General features: G+C 76.8%; 18 protein-coding genes. 5 read left to right on the top strand and 13 right to left on the bottom strand.

Translation table 11 applies throughout. The annotated features are described in order from the left end of the window. Positions 1-672 precede the first annotated feature (672 nt). Positions 673-885, top strand: a complete 213-nt coding sequence (locus IHE55_RS25125) for a DUF1918 domain-containing protein (RefSeq protein WP_197991107.1) — start codon at positions 673-675, stop codon at positions 883-885. A 639-nt stretch (positions 886-1,524) separates the two neighbouring features. Here IHE55_RS25125 and IHE55_RS25120 read toward each other — a convergent pair. After that, complete coding sequence (locus tag IHE55_RS25120) at positions 1,525-2,823, bottom strand: glycoside hydrolase family 10-like protein (protein ID WP_197991106.1); 1,299 nt, start codon at positions 2,821-2,823, stop codon at positions 1,525-1,527. 412 nt (positions 2,824-3,235) lie between these two features. Between IHE55_RS25120 and IHE55_RS25115 the strand changes: the two genes are divergently transcribed. Then, positions 3,236-4,096 (top strand): 3-hydroxybutyryl-CoA dehydrogenase, encoded by an 861-nt coding sequence (locus IHE55_RS25115; protein WP_197992241.1) that lies wholly within the window; start codon positions 3,236-3,238, stop codon positions 4,094-4,096. A gap of 419 nt (positions 4,097-4,515) precedes the next feature. On the opposite strand, the gene IHE55_RS25110 is transcribed toward IHE55_RS25115, so the two are convergent. From IHE55_RS25110 to infC, 8 genes are all read right to left on the bottom strand, one after another. Then, on the bottom strand, positions 4,516-5,829 hold the full coding sequence (locus IHE55_RS25110) for a PP2C family protein-serine/threonine phosphatase (RefSeq protein WP_197991105.1): 1,314 nt from the start codon (positions 5,827-5,829) through the stop codon (positions 4,516-4,518). A gap of 676 nt (positions 5,830-6,505) precedes the next feature. Then, on the bottom strand, positions 6,506-9,013 hold the full coding sequence (gene pheT, locus IHE55_RS25105; RefSeq protein ID WP_197991104.1) for a phenylalanine--tRNA ligase subunit beta: 2,508 nt from the start codon (positions 9,011-9,013) through the stop codon (positions 6,506-6,508). Beyond that, positions 9,013-10,131, bottom strand: a complete 1,119-nt coding sequence (pheS, locus tag IHE55_RS25100; RefSeq protein WP_197991103.1) for a phenylalanine--tRNA ligase subunit alpha — start codon at positions 10,129-10,131, stop codon at positions 9,013-9,015. The genes pheT and pheS overlap by 1 nt, the downstream gene beginning before the upstream one ends. Before the next feature lie 212 nt (positions 10,132-10,343). Beyond that, a complete protein-coding gene (locus IHE55_RS25095; RefSeq protein ID WP_197991102.1) occupies positions 10,344-11,528 on the bottom strand; it encodes a sensor histidine kinase in 1,185 nt (394 codons plus the stop codon). Between the two features lie 42 nt (positions 11,529-11,570). Next, entirely contained in the window at positions 11,571-12,404 is an 834-nt protein-coding gene (locus IHE55_RS25090) for a TrmH family RNA methyltransferase (protein WP_197991101.1), read from the bottom strand. Between the two features lie 374 nt (positions 12,405-12,778). Further along, entirely contained in the window at positions 12,779-13,171 is a 393-nt protein-coding gene (gene rplT, locus IHE55_RS25085; RefSeq protein WP_197991100.1) for a 50S ribosomal protein L20, read from the bottom strand. 127 nt (positions 13,172-13,298) lie between these two features. Then, on the bottom strand, positions 13,299-13,493 hold the full coding sequence (gene rpmI / locus IHE55_RS25080) for a 50S ribosomal protein L35 (protein WP_197991099.1): 195 nt from the start codon (positions 13,491-13,493) through the stop codon (positions 13,299-13,301). A gap of 130 nt (positions 13,494-13,623) precedes the next feature. Next, a complete protein-coding gene (gene infC, locus IHE55_RS25075) occupies positions 13,624-14,256 on the bottom strand; it encodes a translation initiation factor IF-3 (protein ID WP_197991098.1) in 633 nt (210 codons plus the stop codon). 598 nt (positions 14,257-14,854) lie between these two features. On the opposite strand from infC, the gene IHE55_RS25070 reads away from it, so the two are divergent. After that, the gene (locus IHE55_RS25070; RefSeq protein ID WP_197991097.1) at positions 14,855-15,223 is read left to right on the top strand and encodes a DUF1844 domain-containing protein; all 369 of its coding nucleotides are present in this window, start codon (positions 14,855-14,857) and stop codon (positions 15,221-15,223) included. Between the two features lie 293 nt (positions 15,224-15,516). Here the strand turns inward: IHE55_RS25070 and IHE55_RS25065 are convergent, their stop codons facing one another. The 4 genes from IHE55_RS25065 to IHE55_RS25050 all read right to left on the bottom strand — a co-directional run bounded on the left by IHE55_RS25065 (position 15,517) and on the right by IHE55_RS25050 (position 20,558). Further along, positions 15,517-16,311 (bottom strand): MIP family channel protein, encoded by a 795-nt coding sequence (locus tag IHE55_RS25065; RefSeq protein WP_197991096.1) that lies wholly within the window; start codon positions 16,309-16,311, stop codon positions 15,517-15,519. 664 nt (positions 16,312-16,975) lie between these two features. Next, entirely contained in the window at positions 16,976-17,749 is a 774-nt protein-coding gene (locus tag IHE55_RS25060; protein ID WP_197991095.1) for an SseB family protein, read from the bottom strand. A 495-nt stretch (positions 17,750-18,244) separates the two neighbouring features. Continuing rightward, positions 18,245-19,510, bottom strand: a complete 1,266-nt coding sequence (mycP, locus tag IHE55_RS25055) for a type VII secretion-associated serine protease mycosin (protein WP_197991094.1) — start codon at positions 19,508-19,510, stop codon at positions 18,245-18,247. Positions 19,511-19,916: 406 nt separating this feature from the next. Further along, positions 19,917-20,558 carry a hypothetical protein gene (locus IHE55_RS25050; protein ID WP_197991093.1) on the bottom strand — a complete coding sequence of 214 codons (642 nt, stop codon included), beginning with the start codon at positions 20,556-20,558 and terminating at the stop codon, positions 19,917-19,919. A gap of 2,477 nt (positions 20,559-23,035) precedes the next feature. Here IHE55_RS25050 and IHE55_RS25045 point away from each other — a divergent pair. Both IHE55_RS25045 and IHE55_RS25040 read left to right on the top strand, forming a co-directional pair. Next, positions 23,036-24,232 carry an amino acid deaminase/aldolase gene (locus tag IHE55_RS25045; RefSeq protein ID WP_197991092.1) on the top strand — a complete coding sequence of 399 codons (1,197 nt, stop codon included), beginning with the start codon at positions 23,036-23,038 and terminating at the stop codon, positions 24,230-24,232. A gap of 354 nt (positions 24,233-24,586) precedes the next feature. After that, the gene (locus tag IHE55_RS25040) at positions 24,587-25,399 is read left to right on the top strand and encodes an MBL fold metallo-hydrolase (protein WP_197991091.1); all 813 of its coding nucleotides are present in this window, start codon (positions 24,587-24,589) and stop codon (positions 25,397-25,399) included. Positions 25,400-25,515 lie beyond the last annotated feature (116 nt).

The following is a 25,515-nucleotide window of genomic DNA, read 5'->3' as shown; positions in this document are numbered from 1 at the left end:
GGCGTACGGCTGTACGGACCTGCCCCGCTGCGCCGACGGCACCTACCCCACCGGGCCCCACTCCGTCGGGCCGTATCCCCCAGGCCGCATCCCCCTCGGACCGTACCGGCGGCACGCGACCGGCCGGAGCGTCGGGCGGTGCACGTCCCGGAGGGCGGTACACGTCTCGGCAGGGGATGCACGTCCGGCGGGTGGTGCGGGCACGTCCCCCACGGGCGGTAGGACACCCGGACCTCCTGGGTGCCGGTCAGGGGACGGGGGCGTCCCCTGACCGGCGCGTCACGGACGGGCCGACGGACGGCGGACGGCCCCGACGGGATACCGGCGTACCGGGGTACCCGGTGAATGGCGAGGGTGGCCGGTGGCTCCGGAGGTGTCGGGGAGCCCGGCGGGCCCGGGCCCGCCATCGACAGGCGGCCGGTCACCGACCACCATGGAGGCAGGGCCGGAAATGCCCGGAAGGTCGCACCTCGTCCGCTCGGGGCGAACCCGTCAGCGGCCCGGCGGCCGTCCGTCGGTGGCGGACGGGCGGGGGACGGGCGGGCGGCTCCCGCGCGGGGCCGGCCCGGAAGGCGACGGCCGGCGACCGACGACGAGACGGATCATCACCGCCGCCGCGGCGGCGGACCCCAACCCTGATTCCCTTCCGAACCGGACAGGAGGTTCTGGCTGATGCGAGCGAACAAGGGTGACCATCTGGTGAGGCACGGCAGGGTCGTGGGAGAGCACGACCGGGTCGTGGAGGTCGTGGAGGTGCTCGGTCAGGACGGCAACCCGCCGTTCCGGGTCCGCTCCGAGAACGGACACGAGTCGATCATGTCGCCCGGTCCGGACTGCGTGGTGGACCACCGTGAGGACGCCCAGCGCGGAGGCACTCCCCTGTGATGCCCCGCCGTACCCGCCGGCCGTGACGGTGGCCGTGGCCGGCGGACGGGCCCGGGTGCCGCACGGTCGGCACCCGGGCCCGTACCTGTGCCCCGCCCGGGCCCGCCGCCGGGGGTGGGAGACCGGCACGGACACCGGCCGGGCGCGGCAGCCCGGCACGCGGACCGGACGGGACGGGCAGGGCCGCGCGGTCACGAGGCCGCACGGGGCCCCACGGCCCGGGCCGCACACGGGCACGCGGACACGCCCGGCCCGGGGACCGCGCGGCCGCGCAGGCACGCGGCACGGTCCGACGCGGCCGGCCCGTGGGGAAGCCCGCCCGGACGGGCCGGCCCGGTACGGCGGTCAGGGCCCACCACCGCCAACGGCAGCGGTCACGGCCGCCGCCCGCGTCCCCGACCGACTGCCCCGGACCCGGGACCTACTGTCCCTGGGTCCTTGACCGACTCCCCCGGGTCCGTGACCCGACTGCCTGCGGCCGGGCCGGCGACCGGCCGGTCAGGGCCGGTCGTACGGGCCATGGATCCCCGGCCCGTACGACCGGCCCTGCTCGCGGCCTACACGGGCACGGGCCCGGCCCCCCAAGGCCCCGGCCGGGCCGACGGGCCGACGGTGCGGCCGGGCCCGCGGACCGGCGTCTCACCGGGGCGGGCGGGCCGGGGCCGGGTAGTGGTCGGCGACCACCCGGGCCAGGGCGCCGATCCGGTCCTGCACGACCTCCTTCGCGGAGAAGAAGACGTTGCCGCGCACCTCGGGGTGGGAGTGGCCCAGGGTCAGGTGCCGGGACAGCTCCGCCGGGTCCTGCCAGGCGGCGGGCTGCGCCGGGTCCCCCGCCTTGTACAGCGCCTCGCCGATGTACAGCCGCACCCCGGTGTCCCGCACGGTCCGGGCCCACCAGGGCACCAGCCGGGCGTAGTCGGCCGCGGCGAACCCGATGTTCCAGTAGACCTGCGGGACGACGTAGTCGATCCAGCCCTCGCGGACCCAGCGGCGGGTGTCGGCGTACAGGTCGTCGTAGGTCTGCACCCCGGCGCGGGTGTCGGAGCCCAGCGGGTCCGTGGCCTGGTTGCGCCAGACCGCGAACGGGCTGATCCCGAACCGCACGTGCTTCTTCAGTCCCTTGATCCGCCGGGCGGTCTCCAGGACCAGCCGGTCGATGTTGTCGCGCCGCCAGGCGGCGCGGTCCGGGAAGGCCCCGCCGTACCGGGCGTACGCCGCGTCGTCGTCGAAGGTCTGGCCGGCCACCGGGTAGGGGTAGAAGTAGTCGTCCCAGTGGACCGCGTCGATGTCGTAGCGGCGGACGGCGTCCAGCATGGCGTCCTCGACGAACCGGCGGACCTCCGGCAGGCCCGGGTTGTAGTACAGCTTGCCGCCGTACCGGACGACCCACTCCGGGCGCAGCCGGGCCGGGTGGTTGGCCACCAGCCGGGCGGGGTCGGTGTGGTTCGCCACCCGGTAGGGGTTGAACCAGGCGTGCAGTTCCAGGCCGCGGGCGTGTGCCTCCGCCACCGCGGTGCCCAGCGGGTCCCAGCCGGGGTCCCGGCCCTGGACCCCGGTCAGGTACTCGGCCCACGGTTCGTAGGGGGACGGCCACAGTGCGTCCGCGGTGGGCCGGACCTGGAAGATCACCGCGTTCAGCCGGCGCGCCACCGCGGTGTCCAGGTAGGCGAGGAGTTCCTCGCGCTGGCGGACGGCGGGCAGGCCGGGGCGGGAGGGCCAGTCGCGGTTGGCGACGGTGGCCAGCCACATGCCGCGGAACTCCCTGCGCCGGCCGCGCCCGGGTGTCACCGGGGCCGGTTCCGCGTTCGGTCCGCCCCCGCTCCGCCCGCCGGGTGCGGCGCCTGCGGCGGGGTGCGCCGCCGCCACCCCGGGCACCGCCGTCGCGGCCAGCGCCCCGGCCGCCGCCGCTGTCAAGCCTCTGCGCGAGATCTGCCCCATGAACGCTCCCTGATCGTGTGTCAGTGCCTTCGGGTCACGCTGATGATGCGGGCGGCCCGCGCGCTCGGCAATCCTCCATCCGGGTCCGGGCCGCCCGGGCGGCGCGGCGCGTCCGCTCCGTGGACCGTCCGGCGACGACCGGGCGGGCCCCGCTCCCCCGGCCCGCCGCCCCGGCCCGGTCGGGTACGGAGGGAGGATGGACGGTGGCCGCTCCGGGCGGGCCGCGGGGAGCCCGGCCGGCGGGACGGCGGGTCCCGCGGCGGGGTCCCGTCCGCCTCCGTGAGCGGTCGCCGGGCGGCCCGGCGGGGCGGTCCGGCGGCTCGGCGGAGTAACGTCTGCCGCGAGGCGGGCCCGGAATCACACGTGTCCCGCCGGCCCGTAGATCAGCGAAAGGCACGAGGTGACGGACACAATTGCCGACATTGCACGCGTCGGAGTGGTGGGCTGCGGCCAGATGGGCGCGGGCATCGCCGAGGTGTGCGCCCGTTCCGGCCTGGACGTCAAGGTCGCCGAGACCACCGGCGAGGCGTTGGAGCTGGGCCGTACGCGCCTGACCAATTCCCTCGGGAAGGCCGCCGAACGCGGCAAGATCACCGCCGAGGAGCGGGACGCGGCGCTCGGCCGGCTGAGCTTCACCACCGACCTGGGGGAGTTCGCCGACCGCGACCTGGTCATCGAAGCCGTGGTGGAGAACGAGCAGGTCAAGATCGAGATTTTCCAGATCCTGGACCAGGTGGTGACCCGCCCGGACGCGATCCTGGCCTCGAACACCTCTTCGGTTCCGCTGGTGAAGCTGGCCGTGGCGACCTCCCGCCCGGAGCAGGTCATCGGCATCCACTTCTTCAACCCGGCCCCGGTGCAGAAGCTGGTGGAGCTGATCCCGGCGCTGACCACCGGCGAGGAGACCGTCAAGCGTTCCGAGGCCCTGGTCCAGCAGCTGCTGGGCAAGCACGCCATCCGCGCCCAGGACCGCTCCGGTTTCATCGTCAACGCCCTGCTCATCCCGTATCTGCTCTCCGCGATCCGGATGTTCGAGTCGGGCATCGCCAGCCGTGAGGACATCGACAACGGCATGGAGATGGGCTGCGCCCACCCGATGGGGCCGCTGAAGCTGGCCGACCTGATCGGGCTGGACACCGTCGCGGCCATCGCCGACTCGATGTACGAGGAGTACAAGGAGCCGCTGTACGCCGCCCCGCCGCTGCTCCAGCGGATGGTGGACGCGGGCCGGCTGGGCCGCAAGTCCGGTTCCGGGTTCTACACCTACTCCTGATCCGTCGCCCGACCCGCGCTGATCCGCGGGGACGACGGCGGACCGTCGTCGTCCCCGCGCCTGCCCGAGGCCGTGCCCCTGACCCGGGGCACGGCCTCGGTCGTGTCCGGCGTCACCCGGCGCCCGGACGGCACGGGACCGCGTGCCCGGCGGTGGCAGGGGGCGGCCTCGGCCCGGGCGGTACGGGACGGCGTCGGGCGGCCGGGGACGGCGTGTCCGGGGGTTGCGGGCGGCGGCCTGAGGCGCGCGGGGCGGGCACCGCACATGGCCGCGCAGGGCGCGCACCGGGTCCCGGTGCGTGGGCGGGTGTCGGACGCGGGTGTGCGGGACGGACGCCGGACACCGGGGGCGGGGTGGACGCGGGACGCGAGTGCGCGGGGCCGGACGCCGGACGCGGCGGTGCGGGGCGGCCGGGTGGGTCAGGGGCAGGCGTGGGGTTCACCGGCCGGTGCGGCACGGCCGGCCGTCGGCGGGCCCCCCGGGAGCCGGTCCTGGCGCAGCACGAGCAGGGCGACGTCGTCCGGCAGCCGCCCGCCGGTGTGCGCCAGCACCCCGGCCTGGACCTCCGCGACGACCGTGGCCGGGACGATGACCGGCTGGCCGGCGGCCTGCGCCAGGGTGCGCCGGAGCGGGAAGAAGGCCCCGTGGCCGTCCCGGGCGTCCTCGGCGCCGTCGGTGTGCAGCACCAGCGCCTGGCCGGGGCGGAGCCGGGCACACGGCCGGGCGGCCAGGTCGCCCGGGAGCGGGAAGAGCCCCAGCGGCGGCAGCGCCTCCCCGGCGCCGGCCTGCCGGACCCGCGGCCCCCCGGTGCGCAGGTCGGACAGGACGTAGGGCCAGGGGTGCCCGCAGTTGAGGGCGCTCACCGTCCCGTCCGGACGGATTTCCAGCAGCAGCACGGTGACGAACTCCTCACCGGGCAGGCCCGGCCCCGTCCCCGCGTCGGGGCCGCCGGGCGGGCCGGGCCGGTCGCCGGCCCGTGCGCGGGGCCGGCCGCAGCGTCCGGCCGGGTGCGGCTCGGCGGCGCCCGACGGGTGGGCGGCCAGAGCCCGCTCCCGCTGGTGCCGCTGCCAGGCGCGCTCCAGCCTGCGCAGGACGCCGGGGAGCTCGGCCTCGTCGTGGGCCGCCTCCCGGAAACTGCCGAGGACCGCCGCGACGCCGCCCATCGCGGCCACCCCGTGGCCCCGGACGTCGCCGATGACCACGCGGACCCCGTGCGGGGTGGACAGCGCCTCGTAGAGGTCCCCGCCGACGGCGGCGCCCCGGGTGGCCGAGAGGTGGCCGCCGGCGAGGGTGACACCGGCCAGCCGGGCGGGCAGCGGGCGGAGCACCACGTCCTGGGCGGCGGTCGCGACCGCGCGCACCTGCTCCAGCTCCTTGACGAGCCGCCGCCGACGGCCGGTGGTGAGACAGCCGGCCGCGACCACGGCGACGATGGCGGCGCAGGTGCCGACGGTCGGCACGGTGTCGGCGCGGTCGCCCCGCTCCGCACTGATCGGCAGCAGCGCGCATATCGCGCTGAGACCACCCATCACCACGCACCGCCGCCGACCGCTGCCGGCGCAGGCGATGGCGGGGGCGGCGGCGAGCAGCTGGACCGACTGGATGTCCTGCGGACCCCAGCGCTCCCAGGCGAGCACCGAGAGAATCCACAGAGCCGGCAGGACGAGGACGAAGAGCCGCCAGAGCCGTGCCGCGCCGGCGCGCGCTCGGCCTGCTGCCTTGCTCCGGATCATGCAGTCGGCCCCCTAGCAACCGATGACGCGGTTGGCCGGGCCCGGTGGACGTGACGTGCTGGGCCGTGGCGATGGCCATGATTCTTGCGACCATCCGCACCGAATTGACCGGACTCCTGACGATTCTCACCCGAACGGGTGAGGTGCCCCCCGGCGCTGACCGGCAGGGAACCGGACCCGGGCGGAAGGGGGCAGGCGGTCCGGCACGGACGTGCCCGAGGCCGGCGGTCGGAGGCGGCCCGCGCCGGGCGATCCCGGACGGGTGTGCCGGACCGCGATTCCGCCGCGGACGTGGCCGGGGCGCTGTTCCGCCGCCGATGCGGCCGGGTCACGTCCCGGCAGGCCGGGGCCGGTGGGCCGGGTGCCCTGACCCCGGTCACCGCCCCCCGCGGCTCCCGGACGGTGCGGCCGGCTCGCGGCTCTCCGGAACGATCCCGGGCCGGGCCGGCGAGCCGAAGCGCACCCCTGGGACGGACTCCGCGGACCGGGCGGGCGGGATCGGGCAGCCCCCCGCAGGCCACACCCCGGACGCCCCCGGAGCCGTTCCCGGCCGCGTCCCGGGCCGACCGAGCGCTCCGGACGCGGAGCGGGCGCCGGGCGCCGCACGGTGGGTGCGGCGCCCGGCGCCCGTGGTGGGGTCGGCCCGGCCGGCGGTGAGGCGCGGCCGGGCGCGGGGTCAGGCGCCCCGGAGCACCGCCCCGGTGCGCTCGACGGCCGCGGCGACGGCGGCGTCGCGGGCCGCGGACGCCTCGTCGGCGGTCAGCGTCCGGTCCGGCGCGCGGAACCGCAGCGCGTAGGCGAGGGACTTCTTCCCCTCGCCGAGCTGTTCGCCGGTGAAGACGTCGAACAGGCGCAGCGATTCGAGCAGTTCCCCGGCCCCGGCGCGCAGGGCCGTCTCCACCTCGGCCGCGGGGACCGAGGCGTCCACCACCAGGGCGACGTCCTGGGTGGCGACGGGGAAGGAGGACACCCGCGGTGCGGTGACGGGCCCGGTGGCGGCCCGCTCCAGCCGGTCCAGCTCGATCTCCATCGCGCAGGTGCGCTCCGGCAGCCCGAGCGCCTTGATCACCCGGGGGTGGATCTCGCCGGCGTTGCCGACCAGGATCTCCTCCCCGTCCACCACAGCGAGCAGCGCCGCGCAGCGGCCGGGGTGGAAGGGCGCCTGCTGGTCCTGGCGGACGATCAGCTCCACGCCCGCCTCGCGGGCCACGGTGCGGCCCGCCTCGACGGCGTCGGCCCAGATGGCCGGGCGGCCCTCGCCCCACCAGCCGGTCCGCTCCCGGGCACCGGCGAGGACCACGGCGGCCCGGCGCGGCTGGTGCGGCAGCGCGGCGTCGAGCGCGGCGAGCTGCTCGTCGGTGGGGCGGCGGTCCACCGGCAGCCGCACGGCGGCCGGTTCGTCGCCGTTGGGCCGGAAGACCAGGCCGGTCTCGAACAGCGCCAGGTCGTGCTCGCCGCGGCCGTGGTTGCGCCGCAGCGCGGCGAACAGGCCGGGCAGCAGGGTGGTGCGCAGGGCGGGCTCGCCGTCGGAGAGCGGGTTGACCAGGCGGACCACCGTGCGGCGGGTGTCGTCGGGGGCCAGGCCGAGCTGGTCGAAGACGTCCTCGCCGAGGAACGGGTAGTTCAGGGCCTCGACGTAGCCGGCCCCGGCCAGCGCGCGGCCGACGCGGCGGTGCAGCCGCTGCCGCTCGGTGAGCCCACGGCCGGACGGCGGCTGCGGCAGGGTGGAGGGGAGGTTCTCGTACCCCTCCAGCCGGATGACCTCTTCGGCGAGGTCGTTGGGGTCGGTCAGGTCGGGCCGCCAGCTGGGGACGGTGACCGTCAGGTCGTCCGATCCGTAGACGTCGCAGCCGACCTCCTGGAGGCGGCGGACGACGGTCTCCCGGCCGTAGGTGACGCCGGCGACCCGGTCCGGGTGGTCGGCGCGCAGGGTGATGGTGCGCGGCCCGCGCGGCGCGACGATCTCGGTCACGCCGGCCTCGGCGGTGCCGCCCGCGAGCAGCACCAGCAGGTCGACGGTGCGCTGGGCGGCGGCGGAGGTGGCGGCCGGGTCCACGCCCCGCTCGAAGCGCTTGGACGCCTCCGAGGAGAGCTTGTGGCGGCGGGCGGTGCGGGCGATGGAGACCGGGTCGAAGTGGGCGGCCTCGATGACCACGTCGGTGGTGCCCGCGCCCTCGGCGACGTCGGCGATCTCGGTGTCGGCGCCGCCCATCACCCCGGCGAGCCCGATCGGGCCGCGGTTGTCGGTGATGACCAGGTCCTCGGGGTCCAGCACCCGGTGGGTGCCGTCGAGGGTGGTGAGCTTCTCCCCCGGCTCGGCGCGGCGCACCCCGATGGGGCCGTCGACGCGGGAGCGGTCGTAGGCGTGCAGCGGCTGGCCCAGTTCGAGCATCACGTAGTTGGTGACGTCGACGGTGAGCGAGACCGGGCGCATGCCGGCCTTCTGCAGCCGGCGCTGGAGCCAGATCGGGGAGGTGGCGTGCGGGTCGAGACCGGTGACGGTGCGGGCGGTGAAGCGGCCGCAGCCGACCGGGTCGGCGACCTGGACCTGGTAGCCGTAGCTGTTGGGCGTGGGGACGTCCAGCAGGGCCGGGTCGCGCAGCGGCAGGCCGTAGGCGGTGGCGGCCTCGCGGGCCACGCCGCGCAGCGACAGGCAGTAGCCGCGGTCCGGGGTGACGGCGATGTCCAGTACCTCGTCGCGCAGCTCCAGCAGCTCGATGGCGTCGGTGCCCGGCTCGTACTCCGGCGGCAGCACGATGATGCCGTCGTGGTCGTCGGACATGCCCAGCTCGCTGGCGGAGCAGATCATGCCGTGCGAGACGCGGCCGTAGGTCTTCCGCGCGGCGATCTTGAAGTCGCCGGGCAGCACCGCGCCGGGCAGCACCACGACGACCTTGTCGCCGACGGCGAAGTTCCGGGCGCCGCAGATGATTTCCTGCGGCTCGCCGGTGCCGTTGGCCTGGCCGACGTCGACGGTGCAGAAGCGGATGGGCTTCTTGAAGCCCTCCAGCTCCTCGATGGTGAGGACCTGGCCGACGACCAGGGGTCCGGTCAGCCCGGCGCCGAGCTGCTCGACGGTCTCGACCTCAAGACCGGCGGCGATGAGTTTGGCCTGTACGTCCCGGCCGGTGACACCGGCCGGCAGGTCGACGTATTCCCGCAGCCACGAAAGCGGGACCCGCATCAGATCTCCATCCCGAAGGGCCGGGTGAAGCGCACGTCACCCTCGACCATGTCTCGCATGTCGTCCACGTTGTGCCGGAACATCAGCATCCGCTCGATGCCGAAGCCGAAGGCGAAGCCGCTGTACTTCTCCGGGTCCAGCCCGCAGGCGACCAGCACCCGCGGGTTGACCATGCCGCAGCCGCCCAGCTCGATCCAGCCCTCGCTGGAGCAGGTGCGGCAGGGGCGGTCCGGGTTGCCGACGGACTCGCCGCGGCACACGAAGCACACCATGTCCATCTCGGCGGACGGCTCGGTGAACGGGAAGTAGTTGGGCCGCAGCCGGGTCCGCATGTCCGGCCCGAACAGGGCGCGGACCATGTGGTCCAGCGTGCCCTTGAGGTCGGCCATGGTCAGGCCCTCGTCGATGGCGAGCAGCTCGACCTGGGTGAAGACCGGGGTGTGGGTGGCGTCCAGCTCGTCGGTACGGAAGGTCCGGCCCGGGCAGATCACGTAGATGGGCGGCTCGCGGTCGATCATCGACCGGATCTGCACCGGCGAGGTGTGGGTGCGCAGCACGACGCCCGACTCGGCACCCTCGCGGCCCTGGACGAAGAAGGTGTCCTGCATCTCGCGGGCGGGGTGGTCCGGCGGGAAGTTCAGGGCGTCGAAGTTGTACCACTCCGCCTCGACCTCGGGACCCTCGGCGACCTCGTAGCCCATGGCCACGAAGATGTCCTCGATCCGCTCCGAGAGGGTGGTGATGGGGTGGCGGGCGCCGGCCGGGGTGCGGTCGTGCGGCAGTGAGACGTCCACCGCCTCCTCGACCAGCACGCGGGCGTCGCGCTCCGCCTCCAGCTGCTCCTGCCTGGCCTTGAGCGCCTGGTTGACCGCGCCGCGGGCCTGGCCGACGCGCTTGCCCGCGTCCGCCTTGGCATGCGGCGGCAGCGCGCCGATCTCGCGGTTGGCCAGTGCGAGCGGCGAACGGTCACCGGTGTGCGCGATCTTGACCTCGCGCAGCGCGTCGAGGTCCGCGGCGGCGGCGACGGCGGCCAGCGCCTCGTCCCGCATCCGGGCGACCTCTTCCGGTTTCAGTGCCTCGACCTCGACCGGGTCGTACGACTTGTTGGGTGCCGACATCTCTTCCCGTGCTTCCGATAGCTGGCTACTGCGTCTTCCCCGGGCGCTCCCGCGCCGGGGCGGGCCGCGCGGTCCGGACCCTCGCGGGCCCCGCCCGGCGACAAGGACGCAAAGGTGCCAAAGGCCGAGTCTACGGGGCTGTGCGAGGGCGATGAGCCCGTGGGCGTCCTGCGTCCCGCCACGCCGCGTGCCGCCGGTGCGTCCGGCGGCCGCTACTTCATGAAGGCGGGGGTGCCCACGGGCAGGGTAAATCGGAACTCCGCACCGCCGCCGCGGGCGCGGCCGACGGTGATCGCCCCGCCGTGGGCCTCGACGATGCCCTTGACGATGTACAGGCCCAGCCCGGTGCCGCCGCGCTTGCTGCCCCGCCAGAAGCGGGTGAAGACGCGGGCCATCGACTCCTCCGGGATGCCGGGGCCCTCATCGCTGACGGTGACGGCCGTTCCTTCCGCCCCGTTGTGGGTGACGGTGGGTACCAGGTCGATGGTGACGGTTCCGCCGCCGTGGCGCACGGCATTTTCCAGCAGGTTGCCGAGCACCTGGTCGACCTTGTCGGGGTCGGCCCACAGCCGCGGCAGCGGTTCCCGGACCCGGATGTGGAACCGCTCGGGGCCGTGGCCGGCCTCGGTGTGCGCCTGGACGTGCCGCCGGACCGCGGCGGTGAGGTCGACCGGCTGCCGGCGCACCTCCAGCCGCCCGGAGTCGATCCGGGAGATGTCGAGGAGTTCGGCGATGAGCCGGGTGACGCGGTTGGCGTCGGCGTCCACGGTCTCCAGCATCAGCCGCTTCTGGTCGTCGGTGAACCGTTCCCACTTGGCGAGCAGGGTGGCGGTGAACCCCTTGACGGAGGTGAGCGGGGAGCGCAGCTCGTGCGCGACGGTGGCGATCAGTTCGGCGTGGCTCAGCTCGGTGCGGCGCCGGGCCTCGGTGCCGCGCAGCGACACCACCAGCCGGCGGACCGGGCCGGTGGGCCGGTCCCGTACGTAGCGGGCGGCGACCAGCACCTCGCGGCCGCCGGGCAGCAGCAGGTTCCGCTCGGGCTGCCCGGCCCGGATGGCGAGCCCGCCGTAGGGGTCGGTCAGCGCCCACCAGCGGCGGCCCTCCAGGTCCTCCAGCGGCAGCGCCCGGTCCACCGGCAGCCCCAGGGCGTCGGCGGAGGGGGTGCCGGTGAGCCGGGCGGCGGCGGCGTTGAAGCAGGTGACGCGGCCGTTCTCGTCGGCGATCACCAGCCCGTCGGGCAGGTCGTCGGGGTGCACCCCGAGCCCGTCCGGGCCGCTGTACCACGGGTACGCCGGGCCGGGCGGGACCGCCTCGGCCGGGCGCGGGCCGGGCGGGGGCGCCGCCGGCGCGCCGGGCGGGCAGGTGCCGGTACCGGCATCCGACGTCCTGACGTCCATTCCCGCACCCCCCTCTCGGGTCCCGAGTCGGGGGCAACCCTACTAGCTGGATGTCACGGAGCGGCACCCTCCCACCGCGCGCTGCGCACGGGCGGAGGCGTAGAGGCACACCGCGGCGGCGGTGGCGAGGTTGAGGCTCTCGGCCCTGCCGTGGATGGGGACGCGGACCACCTCGTCGGCGAGGGCCCGGGTCTCCTCCGGCAGGCCCCACGCCTCGTTGCCGAAGATCCAGGCGGTGGGGCCGCCCATGGTGCCCTGGTCGAGTTCGGCGTCCAGGTCCCTGGGGCCCGCGCCGTCGGCGGCCAGCAGCCGCACGCCGGCGCCGCGCAGGCCGGCCACCGCCTCCTCGACGGGCACCCCGACGGCGACCGGGAGGTGGAACAGCGAGCCGACGGAGGCACGGACCGCCTTGGGGTTGTACAGGTCCACCGAGGCGTCGGTCAGCACCACCGCGTCGGCGCCGGCGGCGTCGGCGCAGCGCAGCACGGTGCCGGCGTTGCCGGGGTCGCGGACGTGGGCGAGCACGGCGACCAGCCGGGGCCGGGCGGCCACGATCTCCTCGAACGGCGAGTCCAGGAAGCGGCAGACGCCGACGATGCCCTGCGGGGTGACGGTGTCCGACATCGCGGCGATGACCTCGTCGGTCGCGGTGAGCACCGGCACCCCGGCGGCGGTCACGGCGGCGACGATGCCGGCGTGGCGCTCGGCCGCGTCCACGGTCACGTACACCTCGACGAGGTGGGCGACGGCCTCCCGGACCGCCTGCGGCCCCTCGGCCAGGAACCGGCGCTCCTTGCCCCGGAAGCTGCGCTTGGCCAGGCGGCGGGCCGCGACGACGCGCGGCGATCGCAGGGAGGTCAGCTCGTGGGCCGCCATGTGGTGTGCACTCGCTTCCGGGAGGGGGTCCGTGGGGGCGTCCTGGGCCCGGGGGGTGGCCGGCGGGCCGGGGAGAGAGGGCCCGGGCGGGGCCGGGGCGGAGTTGCCGGCACCGGGCCGGCGGGCGCGCGGGCGCCTCGCCCGCGCGGGTGGCGGGGCCGCGTGGCCGAGGCGGCCTGACGCCCCGGCGCGGGCGGAGGTCTTCCGGGCCGTCCCGGCGCGTCCTGGTGCGTTCGGACGCGGCCGGGGCGCGTTTCCGGTGCGCCCGGGTGCGCGGGGCCGCCCGGGCCGGGAGCCGGGACGCGCGCGGACCCGCAGGCGAGCACCTCGCCTGCGGGTCCGGCGTGTCCGCGACGCGTGGTCCGGCCGGGGCGTCAGGCCGCCTCGGCGGCCTTCGGGGCGTTGACGTCGCTCGGCAGGGCCTTCTGGGCCACCTCGACCAGCGCGGCGAACGCGTTGGCGTCGTTGACCGCGAGGTCGGCCAGGATCTTGCGGTCCACCTCGATGTTGGCGGCCTTCAGACCCTGGATGAAGCGGTTGTAGGTCATGCCGTTGGCGCGGGCAGCGGCGTTGATGCGCTGGATCCACAGCTGACGGAAGTCGCCCTTGCGCTTCTTGCGGTCGTTGTAGTTGTAGACCAGCGAGTGGGTGACCTGCTCCTTGGCCTTGCGGTACAGGCGGGACCGCTGGCCCCGGTAGCCGCTGGCCTGCTCCAGGATCGCCCGGCGCTTCTTGTGGGCGTTGACTGCGCGCTTGACGCGTGCCACTTGTTAACTCCTTGTACGGGGCCGCGGGGGTTTCACACGGCCCGGAAACGAATGGGTCCCGATCGATGGGCCCTCCCGCCCGCGGGGGCGGTGAGGGAGCGCACCCCGCCGGAGCGGGGCGGGGGCGTCACTTGCCCAGAAGCTTCTTGATCTTCTTGGCGTCGGCCGGGGCCATCTCGGCGGTGCCGCTGAGGCGACGCGTCAGGGTCGAGGGCTTGTGCTCGAGCAGGTGGCGCTTGCCGGCGCGCTGCCGCAGCACCTTACCGGAGCCGGTGATCTTGAAGCGCTTGCTGGCACCGCTGTGCGTCTTGTTCTTCGGCATGGCGCCGTACTCTCCTCGTCGGTGGCGCTTCCGGCTCGGCCGGCCGGGAACCGGCAGGCGGAAGCGTCAGCTGTTTCGGTTGGTCGCCCGGGGCGCCGTGCCCCGGGCTGTCGGGGCTGGCGCCCCGAAGTCACGCCTCGGCGGTCTCCCCGGCGGGAGCGCTGCCCTGCTGGCGCTCGGCCTTACGAGCCGCCTGCGCCTCGCGGGCCTCGGCCATCGCCGCGGTCTTCTTCTTGTGCGGACCGAGGACCATGACCATGTTGCGGCCGTCCTGCTTGGGGTTGGACTCCACGAAGCCCAGCTCCTGCACGTCCTCCGCGAGTCGCTGCAGCAGCCGGTAGCCGAGCTCCGGACGGGACTGCTCACGGCCACGGAACATGATCGTGATCTTGACCTTGTCGCCCTGCTTGAGGAACCGGACGACGTGACCCTTTTTGGTGTCGTAGTCGTGCGGGTCGATCTTCGGCCGGAGCTTCATCTCCTTGATGACCGTGTGCGCCTGGTTCTTACGCGCCTCACGGGCCTTCATCGCCGACTCGTATTTGAACTTTCCGTAGTCCATGAGCTTGCAGACCGGCGGACGGGCGTTCGCCGCCACCTCGACCAGGTCGAGGTCGTACTCCTGCGCAAGCTCCAGGGCCTTGGCAAGCGGCACGATGCCGACCTGCTCGCCGCTGGGACCGACGAGTCGCACCTCGGGGACGCGAATCCGGTCGTTGATGCGGGGCTCGGCGCTGATGGATCCTCCTCGATTGCACCACACGACCGCCTGGCGGACAGCCGCGTAACCTCTGTTCTCCGGCGACCACCCGGGCCCGGGAAACAGAAAAGCCCCGGACGGGTACACAGGCGGGGCTCCAACGGACGGGGAGCACCGCCGCGAACTCACCGCGGGGCGCAGCCTGACCAGTGACCCGCTGACCCTGAGGTCGGTCGGGTGGGAGACGGAGCCTCCACTTGCGGGCCGGACACAGGTGTCCAGCCGGTCGTTGCTCAACTCTACACGACCCCGCCCGGGACCGCCGAACGACGGGAGGCGACCGACCCGGGCCCGGGACCGGGTCGGGCCCTCTCGGGCCGCCGGACGGGGACGGGTGGTGGCGGGCCCGGGGCGCGCTTGCCGGCTGCGGGACAGGGCCGCGCCCGCCGGCTGCGGGACGGGGAGGGCCGGCGGGCCGGGGCGCGCGGCACGGGGCCGCCCGGGCCGCCCGTCGAGCGGAGGTCCGGGGCCGGGGGGCGGAAGGACCGGGGCCCCGGGCGGGCGGCCCGGGGGGCCGAGGCCCGGCAGGCGGCGGGGCGCCGGGCAGGGTGGCGCGCCGCGGGTCCTACGCTGGGGGCCGACACCCAGCAGAAAGTGAGCCATGAGCGACGCGACCCCCGCCCCCAACGAACGGCCGGACTTCGACGCGGTCACCCGCGACATCGCGGACGTGCCCGCGGTCGAGGTGATCACCACGGTCGCGGTCCACCTGATGAGCGCCGCGGCGGTGAACCTGGGGCTGGCCGAGGACGGCGCGGACCACAAGGACCTGGACGAGGCCCGGAAACTGATCAACGCGCTCGCCGGCCTGGTCACCGCCAGCGCCACCGAGATCAGCTCCTTCCACGCGGCGCCGCTGCGGGACGGGCTGAAGTCGCTGCAGCTGGCCTTCAGGGAAGCCTCGGTGGTCCCGGACGAGCCGGGTCAGGGCCCGGGTGAGAAGTTCACCGGACCGGTCTTCGGCGGCTGACCGGCCCGCCTCCCCCCGTCCCGGGCGGAGGCGCCGGGCAGCGCCGGGGCGCGGGCACCCGTAGGCGCGGCCCGGGCCCGGCGGTCCGGGACACCGGCGCTCCGGACGCGGCCGCCCGGCCCCCGTACGGACCCGTGGCCACGGTCCCCCGCCTCCGCCACGGACCTCCGCGTGCCACGGTCCCCGGCTCCGGTACACGGCACTCCGCACGTCACGGCCCCCGTCCGGCTCGTACCGGGCGGGGGCCGTGACGCAGGGGACGCACGCAGTCCTGGTGGTGCGGGCGGCGGCGTTCAGCGCTCGCCCGGCGCGGGCCGGCCGTGGCCGCCGGCCGCCCGGTCGGCGGCGCCCGGCCCGGAACCGTCCTCGGCGAGCACCCGGGCGTGGGTGAAGCGGTGGGCGAGGGCCGCGAGCACCGCGCCCACCAGCGGCGCGATGAGGAAGAGCCAGTACTGTTCCATCGCGTCGCCGCCCGCGAAGATGCCCGGGCCCAGGCTGCGCGCCGGGTTCACCGAGGCGCCGGTGAGCGGCACGCCCATGAGCGTCACCACGGTCAGGATCAGCCCGATGGGCAGCGGCTCCAGACCGCCCACCGCCACCGTGCGGGTCACCGCCAGGTAGACGAAGACCAGCAGGAACGTGAGCATCACCTCGGCGAGGAAGGCTCCGCCGGCGTCCATGTGGACGGCGGAACGGTCGCCGTAGCCGTTGCTGCCGAAGGCCCCGGAGGTCTTCAGGCCCGGCACCTGCTTGGCCAGCAGGAGCAGCACTGCCGAGCCGACGATGGCACCCAGCAGCTGCGCCACCCAGTACTCGACGGCGGTGCGCAATTCGATCCGGCGGGCCAGCAGCACCCCGAGCGTGACGGCCGGGTTGACGTGGCAGCCGGAGATCCGGCCGAGGCCGTAGGTCAGCGCGATCAGGGTGAAGCCGAAGGCCAGGGCGATGCCGACGGTCCCGATGTACTCCGCGCCCAGAACCGCAGAACCGACGGCGAAGAACACCAGCAGCGCCGTTCCGATGAACTCGGACACGACCGTACTGGTGTCGACCGCGGTGGCCCCCTCGGTCGTCGTGGTGCTTGCCATGTGCGCTCTCCTCGACCGGTTGCGAGCTGGCTGATGCGTCCCGGCTGTCGTCCGCATCGGCGCATCGACGTACTGACGATGTGTCTGCTTTTTGCATCGTCGGACAAACTGTGAGGTTTCGCCTGTCGAAGATCCATCGAAGGGCGCTGCGGAGGCGCGAACGGAGGTACGAACGGCGGGCGGCGCGGGGAGGGGCGGTGGCCGGCGCGAGGAGAGACGGGAAGGCGCGGCGGCGACCGGCGGAGTCCGCGTGTCCTGCCGGTGCGTGCGGAGGCGGACGCCGGCGCGGGGTTCCACCGGACGCACGGATCCGGACCGAGGGGGCGGGCTGAGCTGCCGGGGGCCGGTACGGGGGCCGGCGCGGACGGGGGCGGGTACGGGGGCCGCCGGGCGTGTCTCTGCGGTCGGCGCCCCGGCGGCCGCGTGCGCCGGCGGCCGGACGTCGGACGGTCCCTGGATGCGGGCGGCCCCGGTCCTCACCCCCGGCGGCCGCGGGAGCCGGGGACGTGACCGGGGCCGGTGATCGCGGGCCCGTGACGCGGGAGGGGCCCCGGTGCCGGGACGCGCCGCGGGAGGTGCCGGTGGTCGCGCCGCGTCGCGGGAGGTGCCGGTGCCGGGGCGCGCCGCGGGGGTGCGGGGCCGTGGCGGCCCGGGCGGGGCCGCGTCAGCGGGTGAAGAGGGGCTCCCCGGGGACCGCCGCGTCCGGCGGCAGCAGCGCGAGGTCGAGTCCGTAGACCAGCCGGGCCCGCAGCACCTCGTGGCCGGCGAGCGCCTGCGCCACCCGCTGCGCGGTCTCACGGGCCTCCGGGTGCGGGGCGAGGGTGAGGGCGAGTGTCGCGTCGGCCTTCCCGGAGGGCAGCAGATGCGCGCGGAGCACGGCCGGCTCGGCGGCCAGGACGGTGCGCAGCGCCTCCCGCACGGCCGGGTCGGCGGCCGGATCGGCGTCGGTACGGCCCTCGGCGAGCGCCAGCAGGGCGGGGCCGGTGAGCTGGTAGGTCACCGGGCCGGCGAGGTCGAGCACGATGGTGTCGGCCTTCTCGTGCGCGGCAGCCTCCAATGCCTGGCGCAGCGGTACCGCGACCGGCCGGGCGTCGGGCCGCCAGCGGGCGAGCGTCTCGGTGGAGGTGAAGGCCGGCAGGGCGCGGCGGCCTCCGGGCGCCTGCAGCGTGGGCACCGCCATCTCGCTGGTCTTCTCCCGGCGCAGTCCGGCCGTACGCGCGGCGGCCGGGCCGGCCCCGTGCGGCGCCTCGGGCACCTCTTCGGTCTCGCCCAGGACCGCCACCACCGGCACCAGCAGCCGGGCGCCGGAGAGCGCAACGAGCAGGTCGGATTCGGTGGCCGGATCGGCCGCCCAGGCGGCGAGGGCCGCGGCCAGCCGGGGGTCGGCGGAACCGTCGTCGCCGGAGTAGCCGGGATCGGGAATGTTCTTGAGCGCCACCCCTGGAGGGTAGCCGGAGCGGGGTGGGCGCGGTTCCGGCGGGTGGCGGTTGCCGGGCGGGGCGGGGCGGGGGGCCCTGCCAGGGACCTGCACGGGACCCGCCCGGGCCCTGCGCGGGAGCGTCCCCGGCCGGGTCCTGCTGCACCCGCCCGGGGCCCGGCGGGCGGAACGGTCCGGGCGGGTCGAGCGGACACGGCCGGGGATGTCGAACCGCCGGGAGGAGTCCGTGCAGGTGGTCGCTCCCGTGCCCTGAGCCGGGCCGGCATCAGCCGGACCAGGATGAGCCGGCCGGACGGAACCGGACCGGACGGACCGACGCGACGGGGCCCGGCACGCCATGCGCCCCGGGATGAGCCGGTTGCCGGGAGCGATCGGGCCGGGGCCGCCGGGAGGAGCGGCCTCGGAGGAGCGCCGCCCGCGAGCCCGAGCCGCGTGCCGTCCGGGCCGGGCCCGGGGCGGAGCCGCCCGCGGGAGCGCGGGCCGGTGGGGCGGGCGTCAGCGCAGGCGGGACCACGGGGTGCGCGGCCGGGTCGCCGGGCCGCCGCCGCGCCAGACCGCCACCGCGGCGAGGAGCAGAGCGGCGCCGGCCACCCCGGCGATCACCGCGAGCCGGTTGGGGCCGTCGTCCCCTGGCGCGGCGGCGGCCGGGACGGGTCCGGGCCCGAAATAGCGCCGGGGGTGGCCGGCCGGGGCGGGCCGCTGCGGCTGCGGGCGCAGTTTCGCCCCGGCCTCGATGGCCGCCGCCGGGTCCACCAGTCCGGCCCCGCGTTCGTCGCTGTGTCCGTCCTCGGGCCGGTCCTGGGCGGTGTCCGCGAGCAGCCGCTTGACCTGGGCCGGGCTCAGATCGGGGTGCGCGGAGCGGACCAGCGCGGCGGCGCCGGAGACGAACGCGGCGGCGGCGCTGGTGCCCCAGCCGTTGTAGTAGCGGCGGTCGGGGTTGGCGACCACCACGTCCACGCCGGGCGCGCACACGGTGGCGTACCAGCGGCGGGTGGAGAAGGCGGCCCGGTTCCCGTACCGGTCGACGGCGGTGACCGCGATGACCCCGGGGTAGGCGGCCGGATAGGAGACGCGGTCGCCCTTCTCCCCCGCGTTGCCCGCCGACGCCACCACGATCACGCCCTTGCCCAGCGCGTACCGCACCGCCGCGTCCTCCGCGGCCTCGGGGTGCGCGGACTCGCTGTCGTCCCCCAGGGAGAGGTTGATGACGTCGGCGCCGTGGTCGGTGGCCCACCGGATGCCCTCGGCGAGGGCGCTGCCCCGCACGCCACGGGGCTCCTTGCGCGCCGGGTCGCTGTCCTCAAGGATCACCCGGACCGGGAGGATCTTCGCCTCGGGGGCGACCCCGAGAACGCCGTCGGTGCCGTCCTGGCCGTGGCCCCGGCCGGCGATGATGCCGGCCATGGCGGTGCCGTGCCGGGCCCATGCCTTGTCGCCCGGCCCGGCGCCGAACCCGATCAGGTCCTTGCCGGGAAGCACCTGGCCGCTCAGGTCGGGGTGGTCGGCGTCGACGCCGGTGTCCAGGACGGCGACCGTCACCCCGTCGCCCTTGGTGGTCCGCCAGGCGTCGCGGACGTGGAGGGCGTCCAGCGCCCACTCCTGGGCGCGTATGCCGTCGGCGCGGGCCGGTGCGACGGGCAGCAGGGCGAGCCCGGCGGCCGTGAGCGCGACGGCGACCCGCCGGCGCCGGCCCCGGGGGCTCCCGTGCGGTCGGGGGCCGCGGACGGCGGTGCGGAGGGCGCGGAACGGTCGGACGGTCATCGGCGGGCCTCCGTCGTCTGGGTACGGGCGGAACGGTCCCGGGGAGGCGTCGACGGTGTCCGGCCCCCGGCGTCCTCCCGGGCACCCGCCGGGCGGACCGGGACGCGCCGGGCCCGTGCGGGCCGGCTGCCGGGGACCACCGCGGCGGAAGGCGCACCGGCCCGGACGACGGGCCCCGGGGTCCCGCCCGGGCCGGGAACCGGACGGACCGCCACGCCACCCCGGCGGCACGCCGAAGACCCCTGACGGGACACGGGACACTCAGGGCGGGACACGGGACGCTCCGGGCGGGAGGACGCCCAGGTCCGCGGACGGGGCGCCGGGCGTCCCGGACGGGGCACGCGGGTCCGCGCACCCGTGGCGCGCGGACCGGGGCGGTGCGCCCGGGGCCCGCCCCGCGGGGCCGTCATGAGCCACCGCCGGCCGCCGGGTCCACCGCCTCGCGGAAGGCCCGCACCACGGCTGCGGCCGTCCCCCGTGCATCGTGGCCCAGGCCCGAGAGGGCGACGGCGCCGTTCGCACCGTCCGCCGTCGCCTCGCCGGCCGACTGCGGTTCGGCGACCGGACGGCCGTCGGCGAAGCCGGTCACCGCGTAGACGACGGCGGGTACGTCGGTGAGGACCCGGATGTCCCAGCTCGCCCGCTGCGCGTCCCCGAACTCCGCGGCCTCGGTGCCCCGTGCCGGGTACGTACGGGGCATCAGGTCGCTCCGCCGGTCGAGCCGTTCCTCGCTGAAGCGTTTGCGCAGGGTGCGCATACCGCTCTGGTCGGCCCTGGTCACCAGGATGCCGACGGTGGTGACGGCGGTCCGCGTCTCGTCGGTGTAGGTGGCGCGCAGCAGCCGCTCGCAGCCCACCGGCGAGAGCGCGGTGTCCAGCAGCGGGTCGAAGGCGCCGCGGCAGTCGCCGTCCGGGGCGACGGCGATCCGGGTCCAGAGCCGGTCGGCCCCGCCGGGGCCTGCCCCGGCGCCGCGCACGGTACGCGGGAAGAGCCTGTCCACCTCGACGCTGTGCCAGGCGGTACGGGCCGCCGCGTACCGGGCCTCCACCGACCGCTCGCCCGGACCTCCGGTCAGCCAGCTGCCCGCCGCCGCCCCGCCGAGCAGGCCCAGTCCCAGGATCAGGCAGGCCGCTGCGGCCGCGACCCGGGCGGCGGTCCGGCGGGGCCGCTCCGGGCGGGGGCCGGGGACGCGGGGGCGGATGGGCGGGCGGCGGGCCGGCCGACCGGGCGGGGCTCGTGCGCAGCCACGTGCCGGCGAGGCGGGAAGCCGACCGCCGGCCGGGGGCGGGCGGCTCCGTGGCGGCGGCCCGCCGGGCCGGGGTGTCGGTACCGGCCGGGTGCCGGGCGGGAGCGGACCCGGCGGCGGAACGGGCGGCAGCCGCCGCGGAGTCGGGGCCCGCGGTGTCCGGGCCCGCGCCGGCGCGGCCTGTGGTGTCCGGGCCCGCGGTGCGCCGACTGACGTCCTGGTCCGCGATGACCTGGTCCTCGGTGAGCCGGCCCGCGATGGCCTCGTCGGTGAGGACCCGGCCCGTGGAACGGGCGGCCCTGCGGCGGGGCGGCCGGGGCGGGCCGGAGGGCGCCCTCACCGGCACCGTCGCCGCCCGGCCGCCGGAGCGCGGTGCCGGAGGAAGCGGCGGTGCCGGAGGAAGCGGCGGTGCCGGAGAACGCGCTGTTGGAGGAGGCCGTCGTGGACTCCGGGGGCGTGGCGGGGAGGGCCGGGGCGGGAGCGGCGGCTCCACGGGCGGTTCCGGCCACCGTTCCGGCAGGCGGCGCGACCGGCTCCGGGGGCCGGGCCGCCGGCAACGCCCCCGCGCCTGCCGGGGGTCTGCCGCGCGGAACCCCGGTGGGGCCCGGTGGTGGCGCGGGCGGTTCCGTCGGCCACGGGCGTACGGGATGCGGTGTCCTCCGGAGGTGGAGCCGCCCGGCCCGCGCCGGTGACGGTCGGCGCCGCGGCCGGACCGGCCGGTCCGGCGGCGTCCCGGCCGTTCGTCCGGCTGCCGGCCGCACGACTGCTGTCCGGGCCGGGACCGCGGACCCCGGCCGCACCGGGTGCGGGGGGCCGTGGCGGGTCCGGGGGTTGTGGCGGGCGCGGGGGCCGTGGCGGGGACGCCACGGCCGGCTCCCCGGAACTACCGCCCCGCGGCGCGGACGGTATGGATCGCCGTCGCTCACCCGGCGCCCCCGCGGCGGGTGACCGGCGGTCGGTGCGGCGCTCCCCGCGGGGTGCCGCCGGTCCCGGCCGGGACCGGCTCTCCGCAGGAACGGATATCGGGTCGGCGCCCGCTCCCGGTCGGGATATCGCGTCGGCGGCCGTCTCCGGACCGGGTATCGCGTCGGCGGCCACCCCTGGGGCCGGTATCGCGGTGGGGTCCTCCCCGGGACCGGGGGTCGCGTCACCGGACACCGTGTCCGTGGCCGCTCCCGGCTCGGGCGTCACGTCGCTCGCCGCCCCGGGGCCGGATATCGCGCGGGAGGCCGTTTCCGGACCGGGCCCCCCACCCGTGGGCGTCCCGGGACCGGATATCCCGTCACCGGCCGCCCGGGGGACGGTGGTCGCACCGGTGGCCGCCCCCGGACGGTGGTGCGCGGAACCGGCCGGCCGGTGGGACGGGGGCGGCGGCACCGCACCCGTCCCGCCGCCGGCCCCGGAAGGACCGGACCGGGCCCTGCCCGTACGGCCCGCGGGCCCGGCCACGACCGGACGGACGGTGGATACGTCTTCGGCCGCACGGCCCGCGGGCGCCGCCCCGGCCGGCCGGGCGGCGGGCATGGCACCGTACGCCGGGACGGCCGGCCCGGACGCCGGCCGCGGGGTCCCGGTCGCGTCCGGAACGACGGCCGCGTCCGGGGCCGTAGCCGGACGCGGGGGTACCCGGTCCACGCCGCCCCGGCCCGCGCCGGACGGGAATCCTGCCTCGGGCGCACCGGGCGCATCGGGCGCACCGGGCGCACCGGGTGCACCGGGTGCCGCCGCCGGACGCGGGGGTGTCACGCCCGCCGGTCCGGGCGCGTTCCGGCTCGGCGGGGGCGTGGACGCGGACGTGCGGGAGACCGGCGTACGGCCGGCGGTCCGCCCGGTGCCGGGGCGCCGCACACGGCGGGACAGTACGGGGGTGGGGTCGTCGGACATCGGCAGGCCACCGCTCCGGGCAGGCCCGGCGGGCCGGGGCGGGGGCACCCGGAGGCGGTGACGCCGGTCGGGGGCGGGGCACCCGGAGGCAACGACGCGGGCCGGGGCGGGGCTCCAGGGGACTGCGACGCGGGCCGGGGCGCGTCGGCGTACTCCGCGTCGGTGCTCACCTGCACCCCTTCCGCACCTTCGGGATCCGGTCCAGCCGGCGTCGGGCGTCCGGCCGCCCGGTGAGGGGCCGGCGGGCACCGGGCCTCGGCAGGAGGTCCACGTACCGACGCGCACGCCGCTGACCTGCCGGTCACGGCGTGCGCGACACTCTACGGGGCGCCGGACCCACCGTGCACCGGCCGCCCTACTACCGGCCGTTGATCGGTGTCTGGCAAGCTGCGGTCATGCCCGCCGCCGCTACCGACCGGGCCCGCTACAACCGGGCCACCGCCCATCTCGACGCGCCCGTGGCCATCGTCGATCTGCGGGCGTTCGACGCCAACGCGCGCGACCTCGTCAGACGCGCCCGCGGGAAGCCGGTCCGGGTGGCGTCCAAGTCGGTGCGCTGCCGGGCACTGCTGGAACGGGCGCTGGCGATGGACGGTTTCTCCGGGATCATGAGCTTCACGCTGGCCGAGTCGTTGTGGCTGGCGCGGTCCGGCTTCCCGGACGTGCTGCTGGCCTATCCCTCCGCGGACCGGGCCGGGTTCGCGGCACTGACCGGGGACGCCGGGCTGGCCGCCGCGGTGACCGTGATGGTGGACGACCCGGCCCAGCTGGACCTGATCGACGCGGCCCGGAGCGGCGACGCGGAGGTCCGGGTCTGTCTGGAAATGGACGCCTCGCTGCGGTTGCTGGGCGGCCGGGTGCGCATAGGGGCGCGGCGGTCGCCGCTGTGGAGCCCCGCGCGGCTGGCGGAGCTGGCGCGCACCGTGGTCCGCCGGCCCGGCTTCCGGCTGGTGGGTCTGATGGCCTACGAGGGTCATGTGGCCGGGGTGGGCGACGCGTTGGCCGGGCAGCCGGTGCGCTCCCGGGCGATCCGGCTGATGCAGGCGGCGGCGCGGCGGGACCTGGCGGCCCGGCGGGCGGCGGCGGTGCGGGCCGTCCGGGCGGTGGCGGACCTGGAGTTCGTCAACGGGGGCGGCACCGGGAGTGTGCAGCACACCGCCGCCGAGGACGCGGTGACCGAGGTGGCGGCGGGCTCCGGCCTGTACCAGCCACGGCTCTTCGACGACTACACCTCCTTCCAGGGGCGTCCGGCGGCGCTGTTCGCCCAGCCGGTGGTCCGCAGGCCGGGGCTGGGGGTGGTGACCGTGCTGGGCGGGGGCTACCCGGCGTCCGGACCGGCCGGCACCGACCGGCTGCCGGTCCCCTACCTTCCGGCGGGACTGCGCTACGACACCAACGAGGGCCCGGGCGAGGTGCAGACGCCGCTGCTCGGACCGCCGGTGGACGACCTGCTCATCGGTGACAAGGTGTGGTTCCGGCACGCGAAGGCCGGGGAGATGTGCGAGCGGTTCGACGAACTGCACCTGGTGGACGGCGACCGGGTGGTGGCGACCGTGCCGACCTACCGGGGCGAGGGCCGTACCTTCCTGTAACCCCCGCGCCGTCACCACCGGCAGTCCCGCCGTACCCCGCCGTACCCCGGCATGCGTCGGCATGCACCGGGACGCGCTCGACGGGTCCGGGTCCGGCGCATGGGCGTATGACAGCAGGTGCGCCGGCGGCCGGGTGTGCCCGGCGTGACACCGTCCCACGGCCGGGTCGGCGGGGGGCGAGGAGCGGTGAGGGCGACGACCGGACGGACCGGACGCGGCGCGGCGCGCTTCGCCGTCCGGGGCGGTGACCGGGGACCTGCCCGGCCCCCCGCACCGGCCGGCGCGGCCCACGGCGGAGGGCTCGTGGCCGGTCGCCCCTTGTCGTGGCCCGCCGGCCGGTGGCAGTGTCGCGGGATGCCCGCTTCTCTCCGGATCGGCCCGTACACCGTCATCGCGCTCGCCGACGGTGCGGGACCCTTCTTCTCCCCCAGGTCGGAGGCGTTCCCCGGGGCCACCGCCGAGCAGTGGGCGGCGGCCGACCGGCTCGATCCCGGCGCGCTCGACGCCGGCGGGGGCTGGTGGCTCCAGTTCCGCGCGTTCGCCATCCGCGGCGACCGGGGCGTGACGGTGGTCGACGCGGGGATCGGCCCGGCCGACGGCCCGGCGGCCTCCTGGGCACCCGTGCCCGGGGAACTCCCGGCCTCGCTGGCCGCCGCGGGAATCGCGCCGTCCGAGGTGGACACGGTGGTGCTCACCCATCTGCACACCGACCACGTCGGCTGGGCGGTCGTCGGCGGCGAGCGGGCGCGGCCGTTCTTCCCCCGTGCCGGGTACCTGCTGCAGCGCGCCGAACTCGACGCGATCGAGGAGATCAACCCGCAGCTGCGGTCCAGCGTGATCGACCCGCTCCGGAAGGCCGGACAGCTACGGCTGCTCGACGGCGACACCCCGCTGCGCGGCGGCGAGCGGGTAGTCGCCACGCCTGGCCACACCCCCGGGCACCAGAGCGTGCTCGTCGCGTCCGGCCGCGACCTGGTCGCCGTCACCGGTGACCTGCTGGTGCACGCGATCCAGTTGCTCCACCCCCACCTCGCCTACGCCCACGAGACGGACCCCGAGCAGGCGAGGGCGTCCCGGGAACGGGTGCTGCACAGCCCGGCCGCGGGCGCCTTCCACCTCGCGACACCGCACCTGACCGAGCCGTTCGTCCCGCGACCCCGCAGCTGACGGGCCGTGACGGCCCGCCGGCCCACCGGGCGGAGCCGGCCGCCGCACCGCCGCGGCGGGGGTCGCCCCCGCCGGCCCCCCCGTCCTGCGGTCCTCGGGCCGCCCCCGGCCCTGCG

Origin of the sequence: Streptomyces pactum (assembly GCF_016031615.1) — a bacterium.
In the GTDB taxonomy this organism is placed as follows: Bacteria; Actinomycetota; Actinomycetes; order Streptomycetales; family Streptomycetaceae; genus Streptomyces; species Streptomyces pactus.
This window is presented reverse-complemented; position numbering and strand designations above follow the sequence as displayed.

Bases quoted from the DNA above. Each gene is read 5' to 3' on its own strand.
- IHE55_RS25125 (WP_197991107.1), top strand. From the start codon at position 673: ATGCGAGCGAACAAGGGTGACCATCTGGTGAGGCACGGCAGGGTCGTG.
- IHE55_RS25120 (WP_197991106.1), bottom strand. From the start codon at position 2,823: ATGGGGCAGATCTCGCGCAGAGGCTTGACAGCGGCGGCGGCCGGGGCG.
- IHE55_RS25110 (WP_197991105.1), bottom strand. From the start codon at position 5,829: ATGATCCGGAGCAAGGCAGCAGGCCGAGCGCGCGCCGGCGCGGCACGG.
- pheT (WP_197991104.1), bottom strand. From the start codon at position 9,013: ATGCGGGTCCCGCTTTCGTGGCTGCGGGAATACGTCGACCTGCCGGCC.
- pheS (WP_197991103.1), bottom strand. From the start codon at position 10,131: ATGTCGGCACCCAACAAGTCGTACGACCCGGTCGAGGTCGAGGCACTG.
- IHE55_RS25095 (WP_197991102.1), bottom strand. From the start codon at position 11,528: ATGGACGTCAGGACGTCGGATGCCGGTACCGGCACCTGCCCGCCCGGC.
- IHE55_RS25090 (WP_197991101.1), bottom strand. From the start codon at position 12,404: ATGGCGGCCCACGAGCTGACCTCCCTGCGATCGCCGCGCGTCGTCGCG.
- rpmI (WP_197991099.1), bottom strand. From the start codon at position 13,493: ATGCCGAAGAACAAGACGCACAGCGGTGCCAGCAAGCGCTTCAAGATC.
- IHE55_RS25070 (WP_197991097.1), top strand. From the start codon at position 14,855: ATGAGCGACGCGACCCCCGCCCCCAACGAACGGCCGGACTTCGACGCG.
- IHE55_RS25065 (WP_197991096.1), bottom strand. From the start codon at position 16,311: ATGGCAAGCACCACGACGACCGAGGGGGCCACCGCGGTCGACACCAGT.
- mycP (WP_197991094.1), bottom strand. From the start codon at position 19,510: ATGACCGTCCGACCGTTCCGCGCCCTCCGCACCGCCGTCCGCGGCCCC.
- IHE55_RS25045 (WP_197991092.1), top strand. From the start codon at position 23,036: ATGCCCGCCGCCGCTACCGACCGGGCCCGCTACAACCGGGCCACCGCC.
- IHE55_RS25040 (WP_197991091.1), top strand. From the start codon at position 24,587: ATGCCCGCTTCTCTCCGGATCGGCCCGTACACCGTCATCGCGCTCGCC.